Here is a 16,921-nt window from a genome sequence, read left to right on the forward strand (position 1 = left end):
CGGAGTACCGCCAATGATCAGGAAATATCTCCGGAGGTGAAGGCATAGGCGTGCATGCCCAGGCTGCCATGCTCGAATCCGGCATGCAGCCGCTCGGTCCGCGGCTTTGGGCCGGCGGCGCCGAACGCCACCGGCAGCGGCAGGAAATGCTCGTCGCTGGGATGGGCGTGGCGGGAATCCGGGCTTGCGGTCAACCAATCGCCGAGGGCCTGGCTGTCCCCGGCCTCCAGCGTCCGGTCCAACCAGCCGGCGAAGCCGGTCGCCCAGGCCGCGGTGCTGGTCCCGCCGAAACGGAATTCCCGCAGATTGTGGACCGCGCCGCCGCTGGCCAGGATCAGCACCCCGTCCCGCCGCAGCGATTCCAGCCGCCGCCCCAGCGCGATGTGGTCGGCGGCGCTGCGGCGGGGCATCACCGACAGCTGGGCCACCGGGATATCGGCCTTCGGATACATCAGCATCAGCGGCACCCAGGCGCCATGGTCCAGGCCTTGCGCCGGGTCGATGGCCGCGCCGGTCAATTCGGCGACCCGCTCCGCCAGCGCCGGAGCGCCGGGGGCGGGATAGCGCATGCGGTAAAGCGCGTCGGGAAAGCCTTGGAAGTCGTGGATGGTTTCCGGCGCCTCGGCGCCGCTGACCGCGGCGTCGCGGGTCGTCCAGTGGGCGGAAACCGCGAGGATGGCGCTCGGCCGGCCGAGCCTGCGACCGAGCCCGGCCAGGAAGTCGCGGCCGGCGCTGGTCTCCAGGATCAGCGTGGGGGCGCCGTGGGAGACGAAGACCGACGGGAACAGGGCGGCGGAGGGTTGGGCAAAGGAGGACTGGGCAAGGGAGGACTGGGCGAGAGAGGGCATGGACGAACGGAACTCCGGCCGGGCAATGGGGGAGGGCGGCGACGGTCCCATTCCAGCAAAGAAAAACCCCGGCGCCTAGGCCGGGGTTTTTCGAAACTCCGTTGTTCACACCGCAACAATGGTCAGGAAAACCCTTGCCGCTGCGGAACCCGGTTACTCCAATCGGTGGGGACCGATCAGTGCAGGTGCTTCGGCAACTCGCTGATCGACTGCTCGATCAGCTTGTCGGCCTGCATCGGCGGCAGGCCGCCGGACAGGACGCGCTTGCTGGCGCCGATGGCGATGTCGACCGTCAGGTTGCGGACCTCGGCCAGCGCCGAGGCTTCCGCCTGGGCGATGCGGTCCATGGCCTGGGCCTCGCGACGCTTCAGCGACGCTTCCAGCTCGGTGCCGGCCTGGGCCCGCAGGCGGGCGGCCTCCTCGCGGGCGTAGGCCAGAACGGCCTCCGCTTCCTTCTGGGCGTCGGCCAGACGGCGCTGGTAGCCGTTCAGCAGAGCCTGGGCGTCCTTGTGCAGACGCTCGGCTTCGTCCAGTTCGGCACGGACACGCTCGGCGCGGCCGTCGAGAGCGGTGCCGATGGCAGCCGACGCCTTCTTCCAGACCAGGGCCACGAAGATGACGAAGGCAGCCAGGACCCAAAATTCAGCTGTGTTCATCCCCGGCGCTCCTCAAGCACGGCCGCGACAGCGGCGTCCGCCTGGGCCTGATCGACATCGACACCGGCCAGACGGTCGGCGATATCGCGGACGATCCCGGTGGATTCGGCGCGGATGTTGGCCAGAGCCTGGTCCTTCGCCGTGGCGATGGCCGCCTCGGCGCTGTGCAGACGCTCCGCGATGTCGGCGGTCAGCTGGGCCTGGCGGGCCTGGTTGTTCGCCTCGATATCGGCGCTGGCCTGGGCGATGACGCCCTGGGCCTCGCTGCGGGCGCCGGCGAGGGACTTCTCGACCTGGGCCAGAATGGCCTCGGCCTCTTCCTTCAACTGGGCCGCCTTGGCGAGATCGCGCGAGATGCGCTCCTGCCGCGCTTCAATAACCTCTGCCACGCGCGGAAGCGCCTTCTTGGACATGAGGTAATAGAGAACGCCGAAGGTCAGAGCCAGCCAGAAGATCTGGGTCGGGAAATTGGCGGGATTGAGCTGCGGCAGGCCGCCGGAAGCGTGCTCGCCGCCTTGCGCCGCGTTCGGAGCGTGCTCCGCCGCGGCCGCCAGGACGGTGCTGGCCATCGTGGTGAGGGTGACGAGCGAGGCGCCCGCCACTCCCGACCAGCGGGCCAGCCGGCCTTTGGCCAACAGGTTCGGCATGATCGGTCCCCCTAGGCAAAGGAGCGGCGCCGAAACTTCGCTTAAGAAGCCCGGCGCCGCGTCAGAGCTGATTTTCTGAGAAGCCGCTCTGGCCTTAGGCGAACAGGATCAGGAAGGCGATCAGCAGAGCGAACAGCGCGACGGCTTCCGTCAGCGCGAAGCCCAGAATGCCGATCGGGAAGACCTTGGGCTGAACGGCCGGGTTGCGGGCGATCGAGCCGATCAGGGTCGAGAAGATGTTGCCGATACCCAGGCCGACACCAGCGAGGGCGAATGTGACGGCCAGACCGGCTCCGACGTACTTGGCGGCTTCAGCTTCCATGTTACTCATTCCTCTAGGTAAGGGTGAACTGGTTGAAAAGGACGAACTGTGTTCCGTGTCGACGCCGGAGCTTAGTGCAGTTCCAGCGCGTCGCGGATGTAGAGGCAGGTCAGGACCGAGAAGACGTAGGCTTGCAGGAACGCCACCAGGAACTCGAAACCGATCAGCGCGACGTTGATCGCCAGCGGGACGAGGCCGGTGACGAAGCCCAGCGCGCCGAAGCCGCTGATCATCATGACCGTGAAGCCGGCAAAGACCTTCAGCATCGTGTGACCGGCCATCATGTTGGCGAACAGTCGGATCGAGAGGCTGACGGGGCGCATCACGAAGGAGATCACCTCGATCGGGATCAGGATCGGGGCGAGGGCCTTGGGAGCGCCGTGCGGCATGAAGAACGTGAAGAAATGCAGGCCGTGCTTCATCAGCGCCAGCAGCGTCACGAACACGAACACCGTGGCAGCCAGGGCGAAGGTGACGATGATGTGGCTGGTGAAGGTGAAGGTGTAGGGGATCATGCCGAGCATGTTGCCGAACAGCACGAACATGAAGATCGAGAACACGAACGGGAAATAGGGCTTGGCGTCGTGGCCGGCGTTGTCGCGCACCAGGTTCGCGACGAACTCGTAGAACATCTCGGCCAGCGCCTGCAGGCGGCCGGGAACCATCGACTTGTTCGCCATGCCCATGACCAGCAGGGCGTAGATCGCCGCCACGGCCACGACCATGAAGAAGGCCGAGTTCGTGAAGGACACGTCGTAGCCGCCGAGCACGATCTGGAACAACGGGTTGATTTGGAACTGGTGCAGCGGATCCAAGGTCGTCCTCGCTCAGTGTGCGTCGCCGTCTTGGCGCTCGTTGTCGTCCCCAGTGGGCCGGCGGTAGCCGGCGGCGATGCCTAAGCCGTTGACGGCCCGGTAGACGTTCAGGACTCCCGCCGCGGCCCCCAGGAAGAACATGACGATCAGTCCCCAGGGCGCGGTGCCGAGCCAACGGTCGAGCAGAAGCCCGCCGCCGACGCCGACGATCATGGCAGCAACAAGCTCCGTCCCGATACGCCAGGCGGTGGCGAGGGCGCCCTGCGGCGGACGGTGGTATTTGCTACCGGGTCCGCCAGACCAGCCGCGTTGTCCCTCGCGCGCCTTACGCAACCGGGCCTCGAGGTCACCCAAAGGATCGGGGGGCGTTTTGTTGTCCATACCGCCTCTCAATCACCCTTGGCACTCGTTGGCTCGCAGCCATGCGAAAGCGGCGAGACCATACGGGCGGGGCGCTACCCTGTCAAGTCGCAAAACCTGCGGTCTAAGTCTTTGAAATGATTGGGAAAGAAAGGAAATATCACGGATTTTGCCGCGCTGCGGCGCGTTGTCCCGCTCCAGCATGCGAAAAAACCCGGTGGTATGACCGGCTTTCCGGGGTTTCGGGGGCTTTTCACCCCCGCCGCCCGGATCAGCCGTCGATCCGGCCGGACAGATCCTGCACGATCTTGTCGGCCGCGGTGCCGCCGGGATACACGCCGACGAATTTTCCGTCCGGCCCCATCAGGTAGATGAAGCTCGAATGGTCCATCAGGTAATCCTCGGGCTTCCCGTCCTTCATCGGCGCCTTGGCGTAATAGACGCGGTAGGCGCGGGCGGCCTCGCGCACCTGTTCCTCCGTGCCGGTCAGCCCGACGAGCCGGGGATGGAACAGCCCGACATAATCGTTGATGTGCGCCACAGTGTCGCGGTCCGGATCGACCGTGATGAAGACCGGCTGGATCCGTTCCGCCTTCGGACCCAGCTGGTCCACCACCTGGGTCATCACCCCCAACTCGGTCGGGCAGACATCCGGGCAATAAGTATAGCCGAAGTAAATCAGCATGTATTTGCCGCGGAAATCGGCGTCGGTGACGGTGCGGCCGTGGTTGTCGGTCAGCGTGAAGGGGCCGCCGATCGGCACGGCGGTCTTCACCCCGCTTTCCACGGTGGTTTCTGCGTTGCGCACCTGCCACCACGCGATGCCGGCGGACACGGCGATGGCGAGGACGGATGCGGCGGCTATGCGGATGAATCGTGCCTTCATGGTACGTCAGGAATGGGGCCGCTTGCCGCCCAGGTCAAGAGGCGGGGGGTGTCGGTTCTTCGGCCATATGCCCGTTACGCCGCCCGTCTGCCCCCGGATCGGGCGGCTGTTTCGGCGGCGAGATGCTCGCCGATCCGCTTGTCGGCGCGCTGGATGTGTTCGAACAGCCATTCGCGGATGAGGGCCAGCAATTCGTCGGCCACGGAGTCGCCGGCATTCAGGCGGCGGCGCAGATCGCCGGCCCGGGTGAGCAGCGCTTCGTGCTGGGCCTTGTGGGCCTTGGCGTCGGGATAGCCGCACCGGTCCATCAGCCGCTCCTCCTGCTCGAAATGCAGGACGGTGTAGGCCAGCAGGCGGCCGATCGCCTCGCCCAGGGCCCGGCGCTCGCCGCCTCCCGTGGAGGCCTTCGCCCGGCGCGCGAGGGAGGCCGCCTCGTTCATCAGCGCGATCAGGATCATGTGGTCGGTGTCGATTTCCTCCTCGCCGACCGCCAGGCTGTCGGTCCAGGGCATGAAGGCTTCCGACCCGGCCGGCGGGGTGTCGTGGAGCGCTGCGAGCGGCGCCGCGTTGATCGCCTCGACATTGACCAGGAAGGCGTCGACCATCGCGCGCAGCCCCTCCGCCTGCCGCGACAGCCCGCCGGCGGCGTCCAGCAGCGCGCCGGCCGACCGTTCGGTCTCCAGCGCCGCGTCCGACACGGCGTCGACGCTGGTGGAGACCTGCCGGGTGCCCTCCGCCGCCTCTCCGGCGCTGCGGGCGATCTCGCCGGTCGCCGCACCCTGTTGCTGGACGGCGGCGGCGATGGAGGTGCCGATCTCGTCGCTGCGGGCGACGATGGTGCCGATCTCGCGGATGGCGGCGACGGCGGTCCGCGTGGCCTCCTGCACCTCGGCGATGTGCCGGGCGATCTCCTCGGTGGCATTGGCGGTCTGGTTGGCCAGGGTCTTCACCTCGCCGGCCACCACGGCGAAGCCCTTGCCCATCTCGCCGGCCCGCGCCGCCTCGATGGTGGCGTTCAGAGCCAGGAGATTGGTCTGGCTCGCGATTCCGGCGATCATGTCGGCGACCTCGCCGATCTTCCGGGCGGCCTGGCCCAGCCCGTCGATCCGCTCGCCCGCCTTGTGCGAGGCCTCCACCGCCTGGGTGGAGATGGCCGACGAGGTCACCACCTGATGCCCGATCGCCGCGATGGAGCCGGTCAGCTGCTCCGCCGCCGAGGCGACGGTCTGCACGCTGGAGGAGGCCTGCTGCGAGGCGCCGGCGACGGAGGTCGCCTCGCGCCGGTTGCGGTCCGCGGTGGCGGACAGGGCGCGGGCGGTGGTCTCCAGCGTGCCGACGGCGGCGCCGACGGTGCGGATGGTTTCCGCGATGGTGGCGTCGAAGCGGTCGGTCAGCCGCTTCAGCGCCTGGGCGCGCTGCTCGCCCACGCGATGCTCGATCTTCTGCCGCTCCCAATGGCCGGCAAGATCGATCTGCTGGACGCGGAAGACCTCGACCGTGCGGGCCATGGCGCCGATCTCGTCGCCGCGGCCGAGGCCGGGTACGGCGACCGCGCTGTTGCCGCCGGCCAGCTCCTGCATGACCCTGCCCAGGTCGCCGAGCGGCCGGACGATGGCCCGGCTGACCAGCAGCGCCAGAAGCCCGGCGGTCAGCGCGATCAGCAGCCCGGTGCCGGCCAGCCGCCACGCGGCGCGGCTGAAGGCGTCGTCGACGTCGTCGATGTAGATGCCCGACCCGACCAGCCAGCCCCACGGGGCGAATCCCTTGACGTAGGACAGCTTCGCCACCGGTTCCGCCGAGCCGGGCTGCGGCCAGAGGTAATCGACGAATCCGGCGCCCTCGGCCTTCACCACGCGCACGAAATCCTGGAACAGCAGCTTGCCGTTGGGGTCGGCGTTGCGCGACACGTCGGTGCCGTCGAGTTCCGGCCTGATCGGGTGCATGACCATGCGCGGGTGGAGGTCGGTGACGAAGAAATACTCGTCACCGTCATGGCGCAGCGCCTTCAGCGCGGCCTTGGCCGCTTCCTGCGCCTCGGCGCGGGAGAGGGCGCCGGTCCGCTCGCGCGCCTCGAAATGGGCGATCAGGCCGTGGGCGATCTCCACCACGCTGCGGGTCTTGTCGCGGCGATCGGTCATCATCTCGGCACGCAGACCGATGAGGCTGACCACGGCGATCAGAACCAGCCCGACACCGGACGCCGCCAGGATCGCTGCGATCTTGCCACGGATGCTGATGCGTTCGAACACGGCAACGGTCATGGCTGCGGCCCCCTGGCGATGTCCTGTGAAATTTTGGGGACATTTGCCGGGGCCGGCTCGGCCGTCAAGCCTAATTGCTCGTATATCCCACGTTTCGGTCAGCTGAATGTCATAAACGCAACCATAGCGGGGTGTGAGAGGCGAGGGCGCCGGCACCAGGGGGGCGGGAGGCGCCGTATCGACGCCTCCCGGACAACGTTGCGGCGAACGGCCGCGGTCAGAGCACCGTCAGCATGCTGGCGACCAGCGGATGGCGGACGATGTCCTTCTCGGTCAGGCGGGCGACGGCGATGCCCTCCACCGCTTCCAGCCGGCGGGCGATGTCGGCCAGCCCGGACAGGTTGTCCAGCAGGTCTGTCTGGTCGGGATCGCCGGTCAGCACCATGGTGGAGTGCCAGCCCAGCCGTGTCAGCAGCATCTTGATCTGGGCGTAGGTGCAGTTCTGCGCCTCGTCGATCACCACGAAGGCGTTGTTCAGGGTGCGGCCCCGCATGAAGCCCACCGGCGCGATCTCGATTGTGCCGTCGGCCATCATCATCCGCAGCCGCTTGGAGCCCAGCCGGTCGGTCAGCGCGTCGTAGAGCGGGCGCAGGAAGGGGGCCATCTTCTCGTGCATGTCGCCGGGGAGATAGCCGATGCTCTCGCCGGCCTCGATCGCCGGGCGGGACAGGACGATGCGGTCGACGCTTCCCGATTCCAGGGCCTCCACCGCCGATGAGATGGCGATGTAGGTCTTGCCGGTGCCCGCCGGTCCGAGCGCCACCACCAGGTTATGGGTCTTGATCGCCTCCATCAGGAGCTTCTGGTTGGGGTTCTGCGGCTTGACCTTGCGGAGATAGCTCTGGTCGCGGCGGTCGTCGCGCCCACCGAGCGGATCCCAGCCGGTGGCGGCGGGGCTGCTCATGCTGGGGAAAAGCGGGTGGACGGTGGAATCGTCCGCCGCGGCGATGCCTTTGCTGGAACGCTTGGCCATGTCGCATCTCCTCGATAGGTGGGGGTGGCGCCGGAGCCGGGCATGACGGCATCCGGGCACAAAAAAGCCTCCCGCAGGGGGAGGCTCGACCGGATGCATGGATGCTCGCTGTTGAATGCTTCGCCGGGGGTTGCGGCCGGGCGTCGTGCCGGATCCGGACATGCCGGTGCGGGCCGACGGGGGAGGTGCTCTATGAGCGGAACAAGGTGCAAGAGAACCTCGTCGTCGTTGGAAGCCACGCAACCTGACTGTACCGGTCTAAACGCATGGCGTCAGGAGAAATTGCGGTCGACGCGAAATATTCATACTAGATATGGTGTGGGTGCCGCGGGAAAGCTGGGGCAGGGCAGGGTTGGTAATCCTTTCTGCCGAGCCGTATCCTCCGCCGCTTGGCCTTCCGGCTGATGCGGCCGAAAGGCTTTGCCGCTGCCGGACGCTTTCATTACACTGTGCGGCCACGGGGGAAATCGAACGACATGCCGCAACCCTGGCCTGTCCGCTCAGGTGGACGGTCACGGCCCAAGCTCTCGCCCAGGTCGCCGCGGTCTGCGATGGCCAGGGGGTGTTTGGGCTTGTCCGCCGCCGGGCGCTGGCCCGGCACTCGGGCGCGGCATTCGATTGTCACTCGTGGGGGCGGGGAAACTCTTGAATCCGACCGCTGCGGACGGCTAGAAGGCGCGGATTGGCCGGCTCGATGCCGGTGCCGGGCGCGATGGCGGTCGGCTCCGGACCGGACGCAGGGCGGAACCAGACGCAGGGCGGACCGGACGCACGGCACGGGACGGCAGGAACGAACGGGAAGGCTACGGTGAGCAGCGCCAGTCAGGTCGCCGAACGGGATGTGCCGTTCCAGTTGCGAGGCAATTCCTTCACCATGATGGTGCTGAAGGTATTTGCTCCGACATCGCCGAATTTCTTCACCCAACTGAACGTCAAGGTGCGCCAGGCGCCCAACTTCTTCCACAACGCGCCGGTCGTGCTGGATTTCGACGACCTGCCGGAGTCCATCGTCTTCGACCTGGGCGCCTTCGTGGCGCAGGTGCAGGCGCTGAACCTGCTGCCGGTCGGATTCCAGGGCGGGCCGCAGGCGGTGCGCGAGGCGGCGATGAATGTCGGCCTGACGCCGATGCCGTCGGGCCGCGCCGCCAAGCTGGAAGAGGTGGTGAAGGCCCCCGATCCCCGCCAGCCGGATCAGCAGGCGCCGGTCGCCGCTCCGCAGGTGCTGATCGAGGTCGTCCACCGCCCGACCGTGGTGGTGACCGAACCGGTGCGCTCCGGCATGCGGGTCTATGCCGAGAAGACCGACCTGATCGTCACCAGCTCCGTTTCTCCGGGGGCGGAGTTGCTGGCCGACGGCAACATCCATGTCTACGGCGCGCTGCGCGGCCGGGCGCTGGCCGGTTTCTCCGGCGACACCAACGCCCGCATCTTCTGCCACAGCCTGGAGGCGGAGGTTCTTTCGGTCGCAGGCAATTATCGTATCAGCGAAGACATCGGCAGTGACTTTTACAAGAAAGCCGTGCAGGTTTTCCTGCGCGACGGCGTACTCAGCATGGACCTTCTGAAGACGGGCTGAGACGCGATAGGATAGGGTCTGTTCCGAAGGCTGATATCTTCGGATCGACTATGGTATCGGTGACGGCAACTTTGGGATTATGGGAGAGGCTCCGTTGAGCAAGATCATCGTCATGACCTCCGGCAAGGGCGGTGTCGGCAAGACGACCTCGTCCGCGGCCTTCGCAACCGGACTGGCGCTTCGCGGTTTCAAGACGGTCGTCATCGACTTCGACGTCGGCCTGCGCAACCTGGATCTGGTGATGGGTTGCGAACGCCGGGTGGTCTTCGACTTCATCAACGTCATCAATGGCGAAGCGAAGCTCAACCAGGCGCTGATCAAGGACAAGCGGATCGACAACCTCTACATCCTCCCCACGTCGCAGACGCGCGACAAGGACGCGCTGACCCGCGAGGGGGTGGAGAAGGTTCTGAACGAACTGTCGAAGGAATTCGACTACATCCTGTGCGACAGCCCGGCCGGCATCGAGCGCGGCGCTCTGATGTCGCTCTATTTCGCCGACCACGCGATCATCGTCACCAATCCCGAAGTCTCGTCGGTGCGCGACAGCGACCGCATCCTGGGCGTGCTGAACTCGCGTTCCCGCCGGGCGGAACAGGGGCTGGAGCCGGTGACCCAGCAGCTTCTGCTGACCCGCTACGACCCGGAGCGGGTCGAGAAGGGCGAGATGCTGAAGGTCGACGACGTGCTGGAGATCCTGGCGATCCCGCTGCTCGGCGTCATTCCGGAAAGCCAGGCGGTGCTGCGCGCCTCCAACGTCGGCATGCCGGTGATCCTCGATGAGGTTTCCAATGCCGGGCTGGCCTATTCGGACGCGGTCGGCCGCTTCCTGGGCGAGGACATCGAGCATCGCTTCGTCACCCCCCAGAAGAAGGGCCTGTTCAGCCGGCTCCTGCGGAGGAGCGCATGAGCATCTTCAACTTCTTCCGCACGACACCGCGCGCGTCGGCCGTTCAGGCCAAGGAGCGTCTGCAGATCGTCATGGCGCATGAGCGCGCCGGCCGCAGCGGCCCTGACTATCTGCCGATGCTCCAGCAGGAACTGCTGGCGGTCATCGCCAAATACGTCAACATCGACGAGAACAAGGTCGAGGTGAAGCTCGACCGCGGCGGTGACTGCTCGACCCTGGAGGTCAACATCGAACTGCCGGCCCGCGAGCAGGCCAAGGCCGCCGCCGCGGCCAAGGCGGCCGAGAAGCCGGCCGGCAACGACGATGCCGCGGCCAAGCGCGCAACCGCCGGCAATGCCGGTGCGAAGAAGCGCATCTGACCCGGGGGGCGGCACCTGTTTCCGCCGCCGCCGGAGTTTCGTCCGAATGTCAAGGATCCCTCCGGTGCAGCCGCGCCGGGGGGATTCTGCTTTCGGAGCCTCTGGCTTGGGCTTCGGCATCGGACATAGGCCGCCCCTGATCATCCGTCCGGGTTTACGGGCGGGCGGGGACGGGGTATCAACAGGGATACGCCGCACGAAAGGCCAATGGCTCCAAAGGCCTGCCTATGACGGGTCCAGGAACCGGGGCTGGAGGCGGCGGACCGACCACGGGACAAGAGGGTGCCGATGTTCGTCGATTGCTCGTCGCTGATCGCCGAGAACCCGCCGCGGCCATCGAACGGAATTGCGGTCACGGACATCGACGGCGATGGGGCCTTCGAGTTGGTCGTGGCCGGCTACCGTACCGCCAACCTCGCCCTGAAATGGGTGGACGGCCGGCTGGTCGACATCGCGGGTCCGCTGCTCGCCGATCCCGCCGGCCCCGCCCTGGGGCTGGCCGCCGCCGACATCGACGGCGACGGGCGGGAGGAGCTTTACGTCGTCAACAGCGACCGCGCCACCGGTTCCAAGGACATGGCCGACCGGCTGTTCGCCTGCTTCGGCAAGCATTGGCTCGACCTGTTCGCCCAGGCGGAGAATGCCGGCGTCGCCAACCACACCGCGGCCGGCGCTGTCGCGGCGATGGACCGCTGGGGCCATGGCCGCTACGGCTTCCTGGTGGCGACGGATGGCGGTCCCCTGCGCCTCTATGAGCTGACCCGCCGCGGCCGGCTGGAGGATGGGGCGGAGGAGGCCGGGCTGGACTCCATCGGCGCGGCACGCGGCGTCACCGCCCTGTCGATCGTCTCCGACCATATGGATGTGGTGACGGTCAACGACGGCGGTCCCAACGAGCTGTTCCGCAACCTCGGCGACGGCAATTTCGAGGAGATCGCGGAAGAACGCGGCATCGCCGATTCGCGTCCGTCCGGCCGCGCGGTGGTGGCGCTGGACGCCGACGGCGATGGGCTGTTCGATCTCGTGGTCGGCACCTGGGACGGCGCGCAGCGCTATTTCCAGCAGCGCATGGGCGGCGGCTTCGTCGAAACGGCCGGGGCCGATTTTTCGATGCCCGGCCGCATCTTCACCGTCGTCGCCGCCGATTTCGACAATGACGGCTATGAGGAGCTGTTCTTCCATGCCCATGGCGAGCCGAACCGCCTGTTCGGCTGGCGCGACGACCAGTGGCAGGAGCTGGAGCTTGGCGACGCCGCCGAGCCGAAGGGGCTCGGCACCGGCGCCGTCGCTGTTGACATCGACGGGGACGGGCGTCTGGAACTGATCCTGGCGCATGGCGCCTCCCATGGCGGCTCCCATGGCGCAGAGGTGAGTGCGCAGCCGCTGTCGGTCTTCCGGCCGGAGGCGAACAACCATGGCTGGCTGCGCGTGCAGCCGCTGACCCCCTTCGGCGCGCCGGCCCGCGGCGCGGTGGTCAGCCTGACCGCCGGCGGACGCCGCCAGCGCCGGGCGGTGTGCGCCGGCTCCGGCTATCTCTGCCAGGGCGAACCGGTCGCCCATTTCGGCCTGGGGCCGCTCCATGCGGTGGAGCAGGTGGAGGTGCGCTGGCCCGACGGCACCGTGGTGACGGTGGACAACCCGCCGGCCGACCGGCTGCTGACCATACCCTATCCGCCGGAATGAGGCGGCTGTTCCGGCCTATCGTCCGTAGCCAAATATTTCAGCACCGCAATAGGTAGAGTCTTTTCTGCAAGCTTCCGTCACACTACAGTGCGGATCGTTGCGGCGCCCGCGGTGCGGGGCATCGCGCGGCGTTCCGATTCGGACATAATCCGTCCTTGCCGCCGGTTTTCGCCGCGATGAAGGAGCATGCCGCTACCGGTGTGATCCGGGCGGGTCGGATATGCGGGGGACCGGAAGGCACATGGCACGACGCGACGTTCTCCTGACGGGGGTGGAACGCTTTTTCGACCCGGATGAAGTCATCGTTTCCAAGACGGACCTGAAGGGGCGGATCACCTACGCGAACCGGGTGTTCCAGCAGGTCGCCGGTTACAGCGAAGCGGAACTGATGGGCGCCCCCCATTCCATCGTGCGCCATCCCGACATGCCGCGCTGCGTGTTCAAGCTGCTGTGGGACACGCTGGAGGCGGAGCAGGAGATCTTCGCCTATGTGGTCAACCGCGCCCGCAACGGTGATCATTATTGGGTATTCGCCCATGTCACACCCAGTTTCGACGCGGACGGTCGGGTGATCGGCTACCATTCCTCCCGCCGGGTGCCGGAGCGGTCGGCGCTGGACAAGGTTATTCCGCTCTACCGCCAGCTCCTCGACATCGAGGACAGCCATGCCGACCGCAAGCAGGGAATGGAGGCCGGATTCGCCGCCGTCCTCGCCCTGCTGGCCGAAAAGGGAATCGGGTATGACGAATTCGTCTTCTCCCTCTAACGCCTCGTCCCTGACCCGGGTCGGCTGGCTGGTCGCGCTTGGCTTCGCCGCGCTGGCGGCCCTGCTGGTCGTCGAGCTGCTGGATGCCGGCGATACCGTCTTGCGCGCCGGCCTGGCGCTGGCCGGGCTCGCCGCGCTGGGCGGGGCCGGCCTGCACCTGCGCCGTACCGCCGCCGCGGTGCGGCAGCTGACCGAGGTCAACCGAGCCGTCGCCGCCGGCGATTTCGAGGCGCGGGTCATCGGCATCCGCGAGGGTGGAGCGCTGGGCGAGCTGATGCACGCCACCAACGACGCCATCGACCGCACCGACGCCTTCGTGCGCGAGGCGACGGCCTCCATGCATGCGGTGTCGGAACACAAGTATTTCCGCCGGATCGTGCTGCGCGGCATGCAGGGCGGCTTCCTGCACGCCAGCCGCACCATCAATGCGGCGACCGAGAGCATTTCGCAGAAGGTCGCCGGTTTCGCCGGGGTCACCCAGCGCTTCGAGGGGCAGATCCAGAGCGTCTGCAGCGAGGTGGCCGACACCGCCCACCGGCTGGAGGTCTCCGCCCGCACCATGGAGACCGACGCGACCCAGGCGAGTGGCAAGGCCTCGTCGGTCGCGGCCTCCGCGGCGCAGACCGGCAGCAATGTCGGCAGCGTCGCCGCCGCGACGGAGGAACTGTCCGCCTCCATCGCCGAGATCGCCCGCCAGATCGGCGAGGTGGCCCGCGTCGCCGAAACCGCGGCCGGCGAGGCCGAGCGGTCGAACGCGCTGGTCGCCACGTTGTCCGAGGCGGCGCGCACGGTCGGCGACGTCATCACCCTGATCAACGACATCGCCCGCCAGACCAACCTCCTGGCCCTGAACGCCACGATCGAGGCGGCACGGGCGGGGGAGGCCGGCAAGGGCTTCGCCGTCGTGGCGCAGGAGGTGAAGCGGCTGGCCGACCAGACCGCCAAGGCCACCGGCGATATCGCGGCCCAGATCGCCGGCATCCAGTCCTCCACCGACGAGGCGGTGGGCGCCATCCTCGGCATCGGCCGCACCATCACCTCGATCAACGAGATCGCCGGCGGCATCAGCGCCGGGATCGACCAGCAGGGCTCCGCCGTGCGCGAGATCCTCGTCAACATGGAACAGGCCGCCGCCGGCACCCGCGCGGTGTCCGACGACATCCGCGAGGTCACCGATGCCGCCGGCCGCACCAGCGGCACCGCGCACGAGGTGTTCGCTGCGTCCGAACGCATGGCGGCCGAAGCCGACCGGCTGACCCGCGAGGTGCAACTCTTCCTCGACGAGATGCATCGCGTCGCCTGACGGCGTTCATGCGGCGTGGTGGTGTGCGCCGCATCAACTGCCCGTGGAATGTGCACGGCATATGCATGGAATCCCGCAATGCGGAATTGATCCGGCCTCTTTCCTGGCTGCTCGGACTTTTTATTGCGGATTTAGCGAGAAATCGTGCTACTTGGCGACGCCATGGCTGGCATATGACTGCCGCCGCCACGGCCGGTTGAGCAACCTCACGCCAGCCTGCCTTTTGTTTCAGCATCTTAACCGAACGACAGTCCTGAAACATCCGGACCTGTCGTGTCATCCGCGGCCAAGTGCCGCGGAAATCGGGGAGGCTGGGCGGCCCGCGAAGACCCGGCGACGGTTGGCACGGCTTTTGATGATGGGGAAGCAGGGACGGTCATGACGGGGGACAAGACGATGAGCATGGCGGGCACCGATCTGTTCGAGCTGTCGCGGGGCGTGCTGGATGTTGCCTCGAAGAAGGTGTCCTTGATCGAGGACATCACCCGGCGCACCAAGATGCTGGCGATGAACGCCCTTATCGAAGCGGCGCGCGCCGGCGACGCCGGGCGCGGCTTCGCCGTCGTCGCCAACGAGGTGTCGGAGATCTCGACACAGGTGAACAGCATCACCAAGGAACTGCGGTCGGAGATCGTCGCCCGCGTCGATCACCTGACCACCACCGGCAGCGCCATGGTGCAGGAGATGCACGGCAAGCGGCTGGCCGATCTGTCGCTGAACATGATCGAGATCATCGACCGCAACCTGTACGAACGCTCCTGCGATGTGCGCTGGTGGGCGACCGACAGCGCGGTGGTCGACTGCGCCGCCGACCCGAGCGATGAGACGCGCCGCCATGCCTCGCGCCGGCTGGGCGTGATCCTGGAATCCTACACCGTCTATCTCGACCTCTGGATCGCCGACCGCAACGGCAAGGTCATCGCCAACGGCCGGCCCGACCGCTATCCCGGCGCCCGCGGCGCCAACGTGTCGGACGAGCCCTGGTTCCGCCAGGCGCTGGCCACCCGCAACGGCGGCGAGTTCACGGTCGGCGACGTTGCCCGCAACCGCAGCCTGGACGACCGCGTCGTCGCCACCTATGCCACCGCCATCCGCCGCGACGGCGAGTCGGACGGCGACGCCATCGGCGTGCTCGGCATCTTCTTCGACTGGGAGCCGCAGGCCGCCGCCGTGGTCGAGGGCGTGCGGCTGGACGCCGGAGAGCGCGAGAGGTCGCGTTGCCTGCTGCTCGACGCCCGTCACCGGGTGATCGCCTCGTCCGACGGCCGTGGCCTGCTGACCGAGACGGTGCCGCTGCGCCGCAATGCCGGCTCCATGGGCCACTACATGGACAACAAGAACCGCATCGTCGGTTATGCGCTGACGCCCGGCTATGAGACCTACAAGGGGCTCGGCTGGTACGGCGTGATCATTCAGGAGCGGTGAACCGGAAGCAGTGAGCCGGCCGCTTCGGGCCGGTCGTCTTCACTATCGCGGACTGGGGCGAGGCCGGGATACACTCCCGGCCCTGTTCCGTTTCGGGATTCGCACTCATGTCCGCCCAACTGCTGACCGTCCGCCGGGAAAGCTTTCCGATCCGGGGATCCTTCCGCATCTCGCGCGGGGCCAAGACCGAAGCCGCGGTGGTGGTGGCGGAGGTGAGCGACGGTCCGCACCGCGGCCGCGGCGAATGCGTGCCTTATGCCCGCTACGGCGAGAGCGTGGACGGAGTCGCCGCCGCGCTGGAGGCGATGGCGGGTGCGGTCGCCGACGGGCTCGACCGCGACAGGCTGTCCCGGCTGATGCCGCCGGGGGCGGCCCGCAACGCGCTGGACTGCGCCCTGTGGGATCTGCAGGCCAAGCGCAGCGGCGTGCCGGCCTGGAAGCTCGCCGGGCTGGCCGAGCCGCCGCGGCCGCTGGTCACCTGCTACACGCTGAGCGTCGACGAGCCCGAGGCGATGGCCGCCGCGGCGCGGGAACGGGCGCCGCGCCATCCGCTGCTGAAGATGAAGCTGACGGGGGAGGGCGACCTCGACCGGGTCCGTGCCGTCCGCGCCGCCGCGCCCGGCGCCCGGCTGGTGGTGGACGCCAACGAGGGCTGGACGCTGGACCAGCTGCACCGCTTCGCCCCGGTGCTGGCCGGTCTCGGCGTCGAGATGATCGAGCAGCCGCTGCCCGCCGGCCAGGACGACGTCCTGCGCGGCGTCGACTGCCCGGTGCCGCTGGGCGCCGACGAATCCTGCCACGGGCTGGAGTCGCTGGACCGTCTGCGCGGGCTCTATCAGGTGGTGAACGTCAAGCTGGACAAGACCGGCGGCCTGACCGAGGCGCTGGCGATGACCCGCGCCGCCCATGCCATGGGCTTCGGGGTGATGGTCGGCTGCATGGTCGCGACGTCGCTGGCCATGGCGCCGGCGGTCCTGGTCGGGCAGGGCGCGCGCTATGTCGATCTCGACGGCCCGCTGCTGCTGGCCCGCGACCGCGAGCCGGGGCTGCACTATGACGGCGCGGTGGTGCAGCCGCCGGCGGCGGAGTTGTGGGGGTAGGGCGTTGGGGTGGAGGCTGCCTTCACCGACC

The 16,921-nt window shown here is 67.9% G+C and carries 17 protein-coding genes; 8 read left to right on the forward strand and 9 right to left on the reverse strand.

The features are described 5' to 3' along the window. Nucleotides 1–17: 17 nt before the first annotated feature. From DM194_RS02390 to DM194_RS02435, 9 genes are all read right to left on the reverse strand, one after another. Complete coding sequence (locus DM194_RS02390) at nucleotides 18–848, reverse strand: DODA-type extradiol aromatic ring-opening family dioxygenase (RefSeq protein ID WP_246024251.1); 831 nt, start codon at nucleotides 846–848, stop codon at nucleotides 18–20. Between the two features lie 176 nt (nucleotides 849–1,024). Then, nucleotides 1,025–1,504, reverse strand: coding sequence for a F0F1 ATP synthase subunit B family protein (locus DM194_RS02400; RefSeq protein ID WP_111065751.1), 480 nt, complete (start codon nucleotides 1,502–1,504; stop codon nucleotides 1,025–1,027). Then, the gene (locus DM194_RS02405; RefSeq protein WP_111065752.1) at nucleotides 1,501–2,151 is read right to left on the reverse strand and encodes a F0F1 ATP synthase subunit B family protein; all 651 of its coding nucleotides are present in this window, start codon (nucleotides 2,149–2,151) and stop codon (nucleotides 1,501–1,503) included. Before DM194_RS02405 ends, DM194_RS02400 begins: the two co-directional genes overlap by 4 nt. A gap of 94 nt (nucleotides 2,152–2,245) precedes the next feature. Further along, nucleotides 2,246–2,473 carry an ATP synthase subunit C family protein gene (locus DM194_RS02410; RefSeq protein WP_111065753.1) on the reverse strand — a complete coding sequence of 76 codons (228 nt, stop codon included), beginning with the start codon at nucleotides 2,471–2,473 and terminating at the stop codon, nucleotides 2,246–2,248. A gap of 71 nt (nucleotides 2,474–2,544) precedes the next feature. Further along, nucleotides 2,545–3,288, reverse strand: a complete 744-nt coding sequence (locus DM194_RS02415; RefSeq protein ID WP_111065754.1) for a F0F1 ATP synthase subunit A — start codon at nucleotides 3,286–3,288, stop codon at nucleotides 2,545–2,547. A 12-nt stretch (nucleotides 3,289–3,300) separates the two neighbouring features. Continuing rightward, on the reverse strand, nucleotides 3,301–3,669 hold the full coding sequence (locus DM194_RS02420) for an AtpZ/AtpI family protein (RefSeq protein ID WP_111065755.1): 369 nt from the start codon (nucleotides 3,667–3,669) through the stop codon (nucleotides 3,301–3,303). 250 nt (nucleotides 3,670–3,919) lie between these two features. After that, a complete protein-coding gene (locus tag DM194_RS02425) occupies nucleotides 3,920–4,534 on the reverse strand; it encodes an SCO family protein (RefSeq protein ID WP_111065756.1) in 615 nt (204 codons plus the stop codon). A gap of 74 nt (nucleotides 4,535–4,608) precedes the next feature. Next, the gene (locus DM194_RS02430; protein WP_111065757.1) at nucleotides 4,609–6,795 is read right to left on the reverse strand and encodes a bacteriohemerythrin; all 2,187 of its coding nucleotides are present in this window, start codon (nucleotides 6,793–6,795) and stop codon (nucleotides 4,609–4,611) included. 217 nt (nucleotides 6,796–7,012) lie between these two features. Then, on the reverse strand, nucleotides 7,013–7,768 hold the full coding sequence (locus DM194_RS02435; protein ID WP_111065758.1) for a PhoH family protein: 756 nt from the start codon (nucleotides 7,766–7,768) through the stop codon (nucleotides 7,013–7,015). Nucleotides 7,769–8,576: 808 nt separating this feature from the next. On the opposite strand from DM194_RS02435, the gene minC reads away from it, so the two are divergent. The 8 genes from minC to dgcA all read left to right on the forward strand — a co-directional run bounded on the left by minC (nucleotide 8,577) and on the right by dgcA (nucleotide 16,890). Continuing rightward, complete coding sequence (gene minC / locus DM194_RS02440) at nucleotides 8,577–9,344, forward strand: septum site-determining protein MinC (RefSeq protein ID WP_246024252.1); 768 nt, start codon at nucleotides 8,577–8,579, stop codon at nucleotides 9,342–9,344. 94 nt (nucleotides 9,345–9,438) lie between these two features. Then, a complete protein-coding gene (minD, locus tag DM194_RS02445; protein ID WP_111065760.1) occupies nucleotides 9,439–10,254 on the forward strand; it encodes a septum site-determining protein MinD in 816 nt (271 codons plus the stop codon). Then, a complete protein-coding gene (minE, locus tag DM194_RS02450) occupies nucleotides 10,251–10,613 on the forward strand; it encodes a cell division topological specificity factor MinE (RefSeq protein WP_111065761.1) in 363 nt (120 codons plus the stop codon). Before minD ends, minE begins: the two co-directional genes overlap by 4 nt. 288 nt (nucleotides 10,614–10,901) lie before the next feature. Further along, complete coding sequence (locus DM194_RS02455) at nucleotides 10,902–12,296, forward strand: CRTAC1 family protein (protein ID WP_111065762.1); 1,395 nt, start codon at nucleotides 10,902–10,904, stop codon at nucleotides 12,294–12,296. A 241-nt stretch (nucleotides 12,297–12,537) separates the two neighbouring features. Beyond that, nucleotides 12,538–13,062, forward strand: coding sequence for a PAS domain-containing protein (locus DM194_RS02460; RefSeq protein WP_111065763.1), 525 nt, complete (start codon nucleotides 12,538–12,540; stop codon nucleotides 13,060–13,062). Beyond that, nucleotides 13,037–14,365 carry a methyl-accepting chemotaxis protein gene (locus DM194_RS02465; RefSeq protein WP_111065764.1) on the forward strand — a complete coding sequence of 443 codons (1,329 nt, stop codon included), beginning with the start codon at nucleotides 13,037–13,039 and terminating at the stop codon, nucleotides 14,363–14,365. Before DM194_RS02460 ends, DM194_RS02465 begins: the two co-directional genes overlap by 26 nt. Nucleotides 14,366–14,743: 378 nt before the next feature. After that, nucleotides 14,744–15,790 (forward strand): methyl-accepting chemotaxis protein, encoded by a 1,047-nt coding sequence (locus tag DM194_RS02470; protein ID WP_111065765.1) that lies wholly within the window; start codon nucleotides 14,744–14,746, stop codon nucleotides 15,788–15,790. 107 nt (nucleotides 15,791–15,897) lie between these two features. Then, nucleotides 15,898–16,890 (forward strand): N-acetyl-D-Glu racemase DgcA, encoded by a 993-nt coding sequence (gene dgcA, locus DM194_RS02475; RefSeq protein WP_111065766.1) that lies wholly within the window; start codon nucleotides 15,898–15,900, stop codon nucleotides 16,888–16,890. The last annotated feature ends 31 nt before the right edge of the window (nucleotides 16,891–16,921 follow it).

The organism is Azospirillum ramasamyi (assembly GCF_003233655.1).
Taxonomy (GTDB): Bacteria; Pseudomonadota; Alphaproteobacteria; order Azospirillales; family Azospirillaceae; genus Azospirillum; species Azospirillum ramasamyi.

Coding starts and splice junctions, on each gene's coding strand:
- DM194_RS02390 (WP_246024251.1), bottom strand. CDS start 848: ATGCCCTCTCTCGCCCAGTCCTCCCTTGCCCAGTCCTCCTTTGCCCAA.
- DM194_RS02400 (WP_111065751.1), bottom strand. CDS start 1,504: ATGAACACAGCTGAATTTTGGGTCCTGGCTGCCTTCGTCATCTTCGTG.
- DM194_RS02405 (WP_111065752.1), bottom strand. CDS start 2,151: ATGCCGAACCTGTTGGCCAAAGGCCGGCTGGCCCGCTGGTCGGGAGTG.
- DM194_RS02410 (WP_111065753.1), bottom strand. CDS start 2,473: ATGGAAGCTGAAGCCGCCAAGTACGTCGGAGCCGGTCTGGCCGTCACA.
- DM194_RS02420 (WP_111065755.1), bottom strand. CDS start 3,669: ATGGACAACAAAACGCCCCCCGATCCTTTGGGTGACCTCGAGGCCCGG.
- DM194_RS02425 (WP_111065756.1), bottom strand. CDS start 4,534: ATGAAGGCACGATTCATCCGCATAGCCGCCGCATCCGTCCTCGCCATC.
- DM194_RS02430 (WP_111065757.1), bottom strand. CDS start 6,795: ATGACCGTTGCCGTGTTCGAACGCATCAGCATCCGTGGCAAGATCGCA.
- DM194_RS02435 (WP_111065758.1), bottom strand. CDS start 7,768: ATGGCCAAGCGTTCCAGCAAAGGCATCGCCGCGGCGGACGATTCCACC.
- minE (WP_111065761.1), top strand. CDS start 10,251: ATGAGCATCTTCAACTTCTTCCGCACGACACCGCGCGCGTCGGCCGTT.
- DM194_RS02455 (WP_111065762.1), top strand. CDS start 10,902: ATGTTCGTCGATTGCTCGTCGCTGATCGCCGAGAACCCGCCGCGGCCA.
- DM194_RS02460 (WP_111065763.1), top strand. CDS start 12,538: ATGGCACGACGCGACGTTCTCCTGACGGGGGTGGAACGCTTTTTCGAC.
- DM194_RS02465 (WP_111065764.1), top strand. CDS start 13,037: ATGACGAATTCGTCTTCTCCCTCTAACGCCTCGTCCCTGACCCGGGTC.
- DM194_RS02470 (WP_111065765.1), top strand. CDS start 14,744: ATGACGGGGGACAAGACGATGAGCATGGCGGGCACCGATCTGTTCGAG.
- dgcA (WP_111065766.1), top strand. CDS start 15,898: ATGTCCGCCCAACTGCTGACCGTCCGCCGGGAAAGCTTTCCGATCCGG.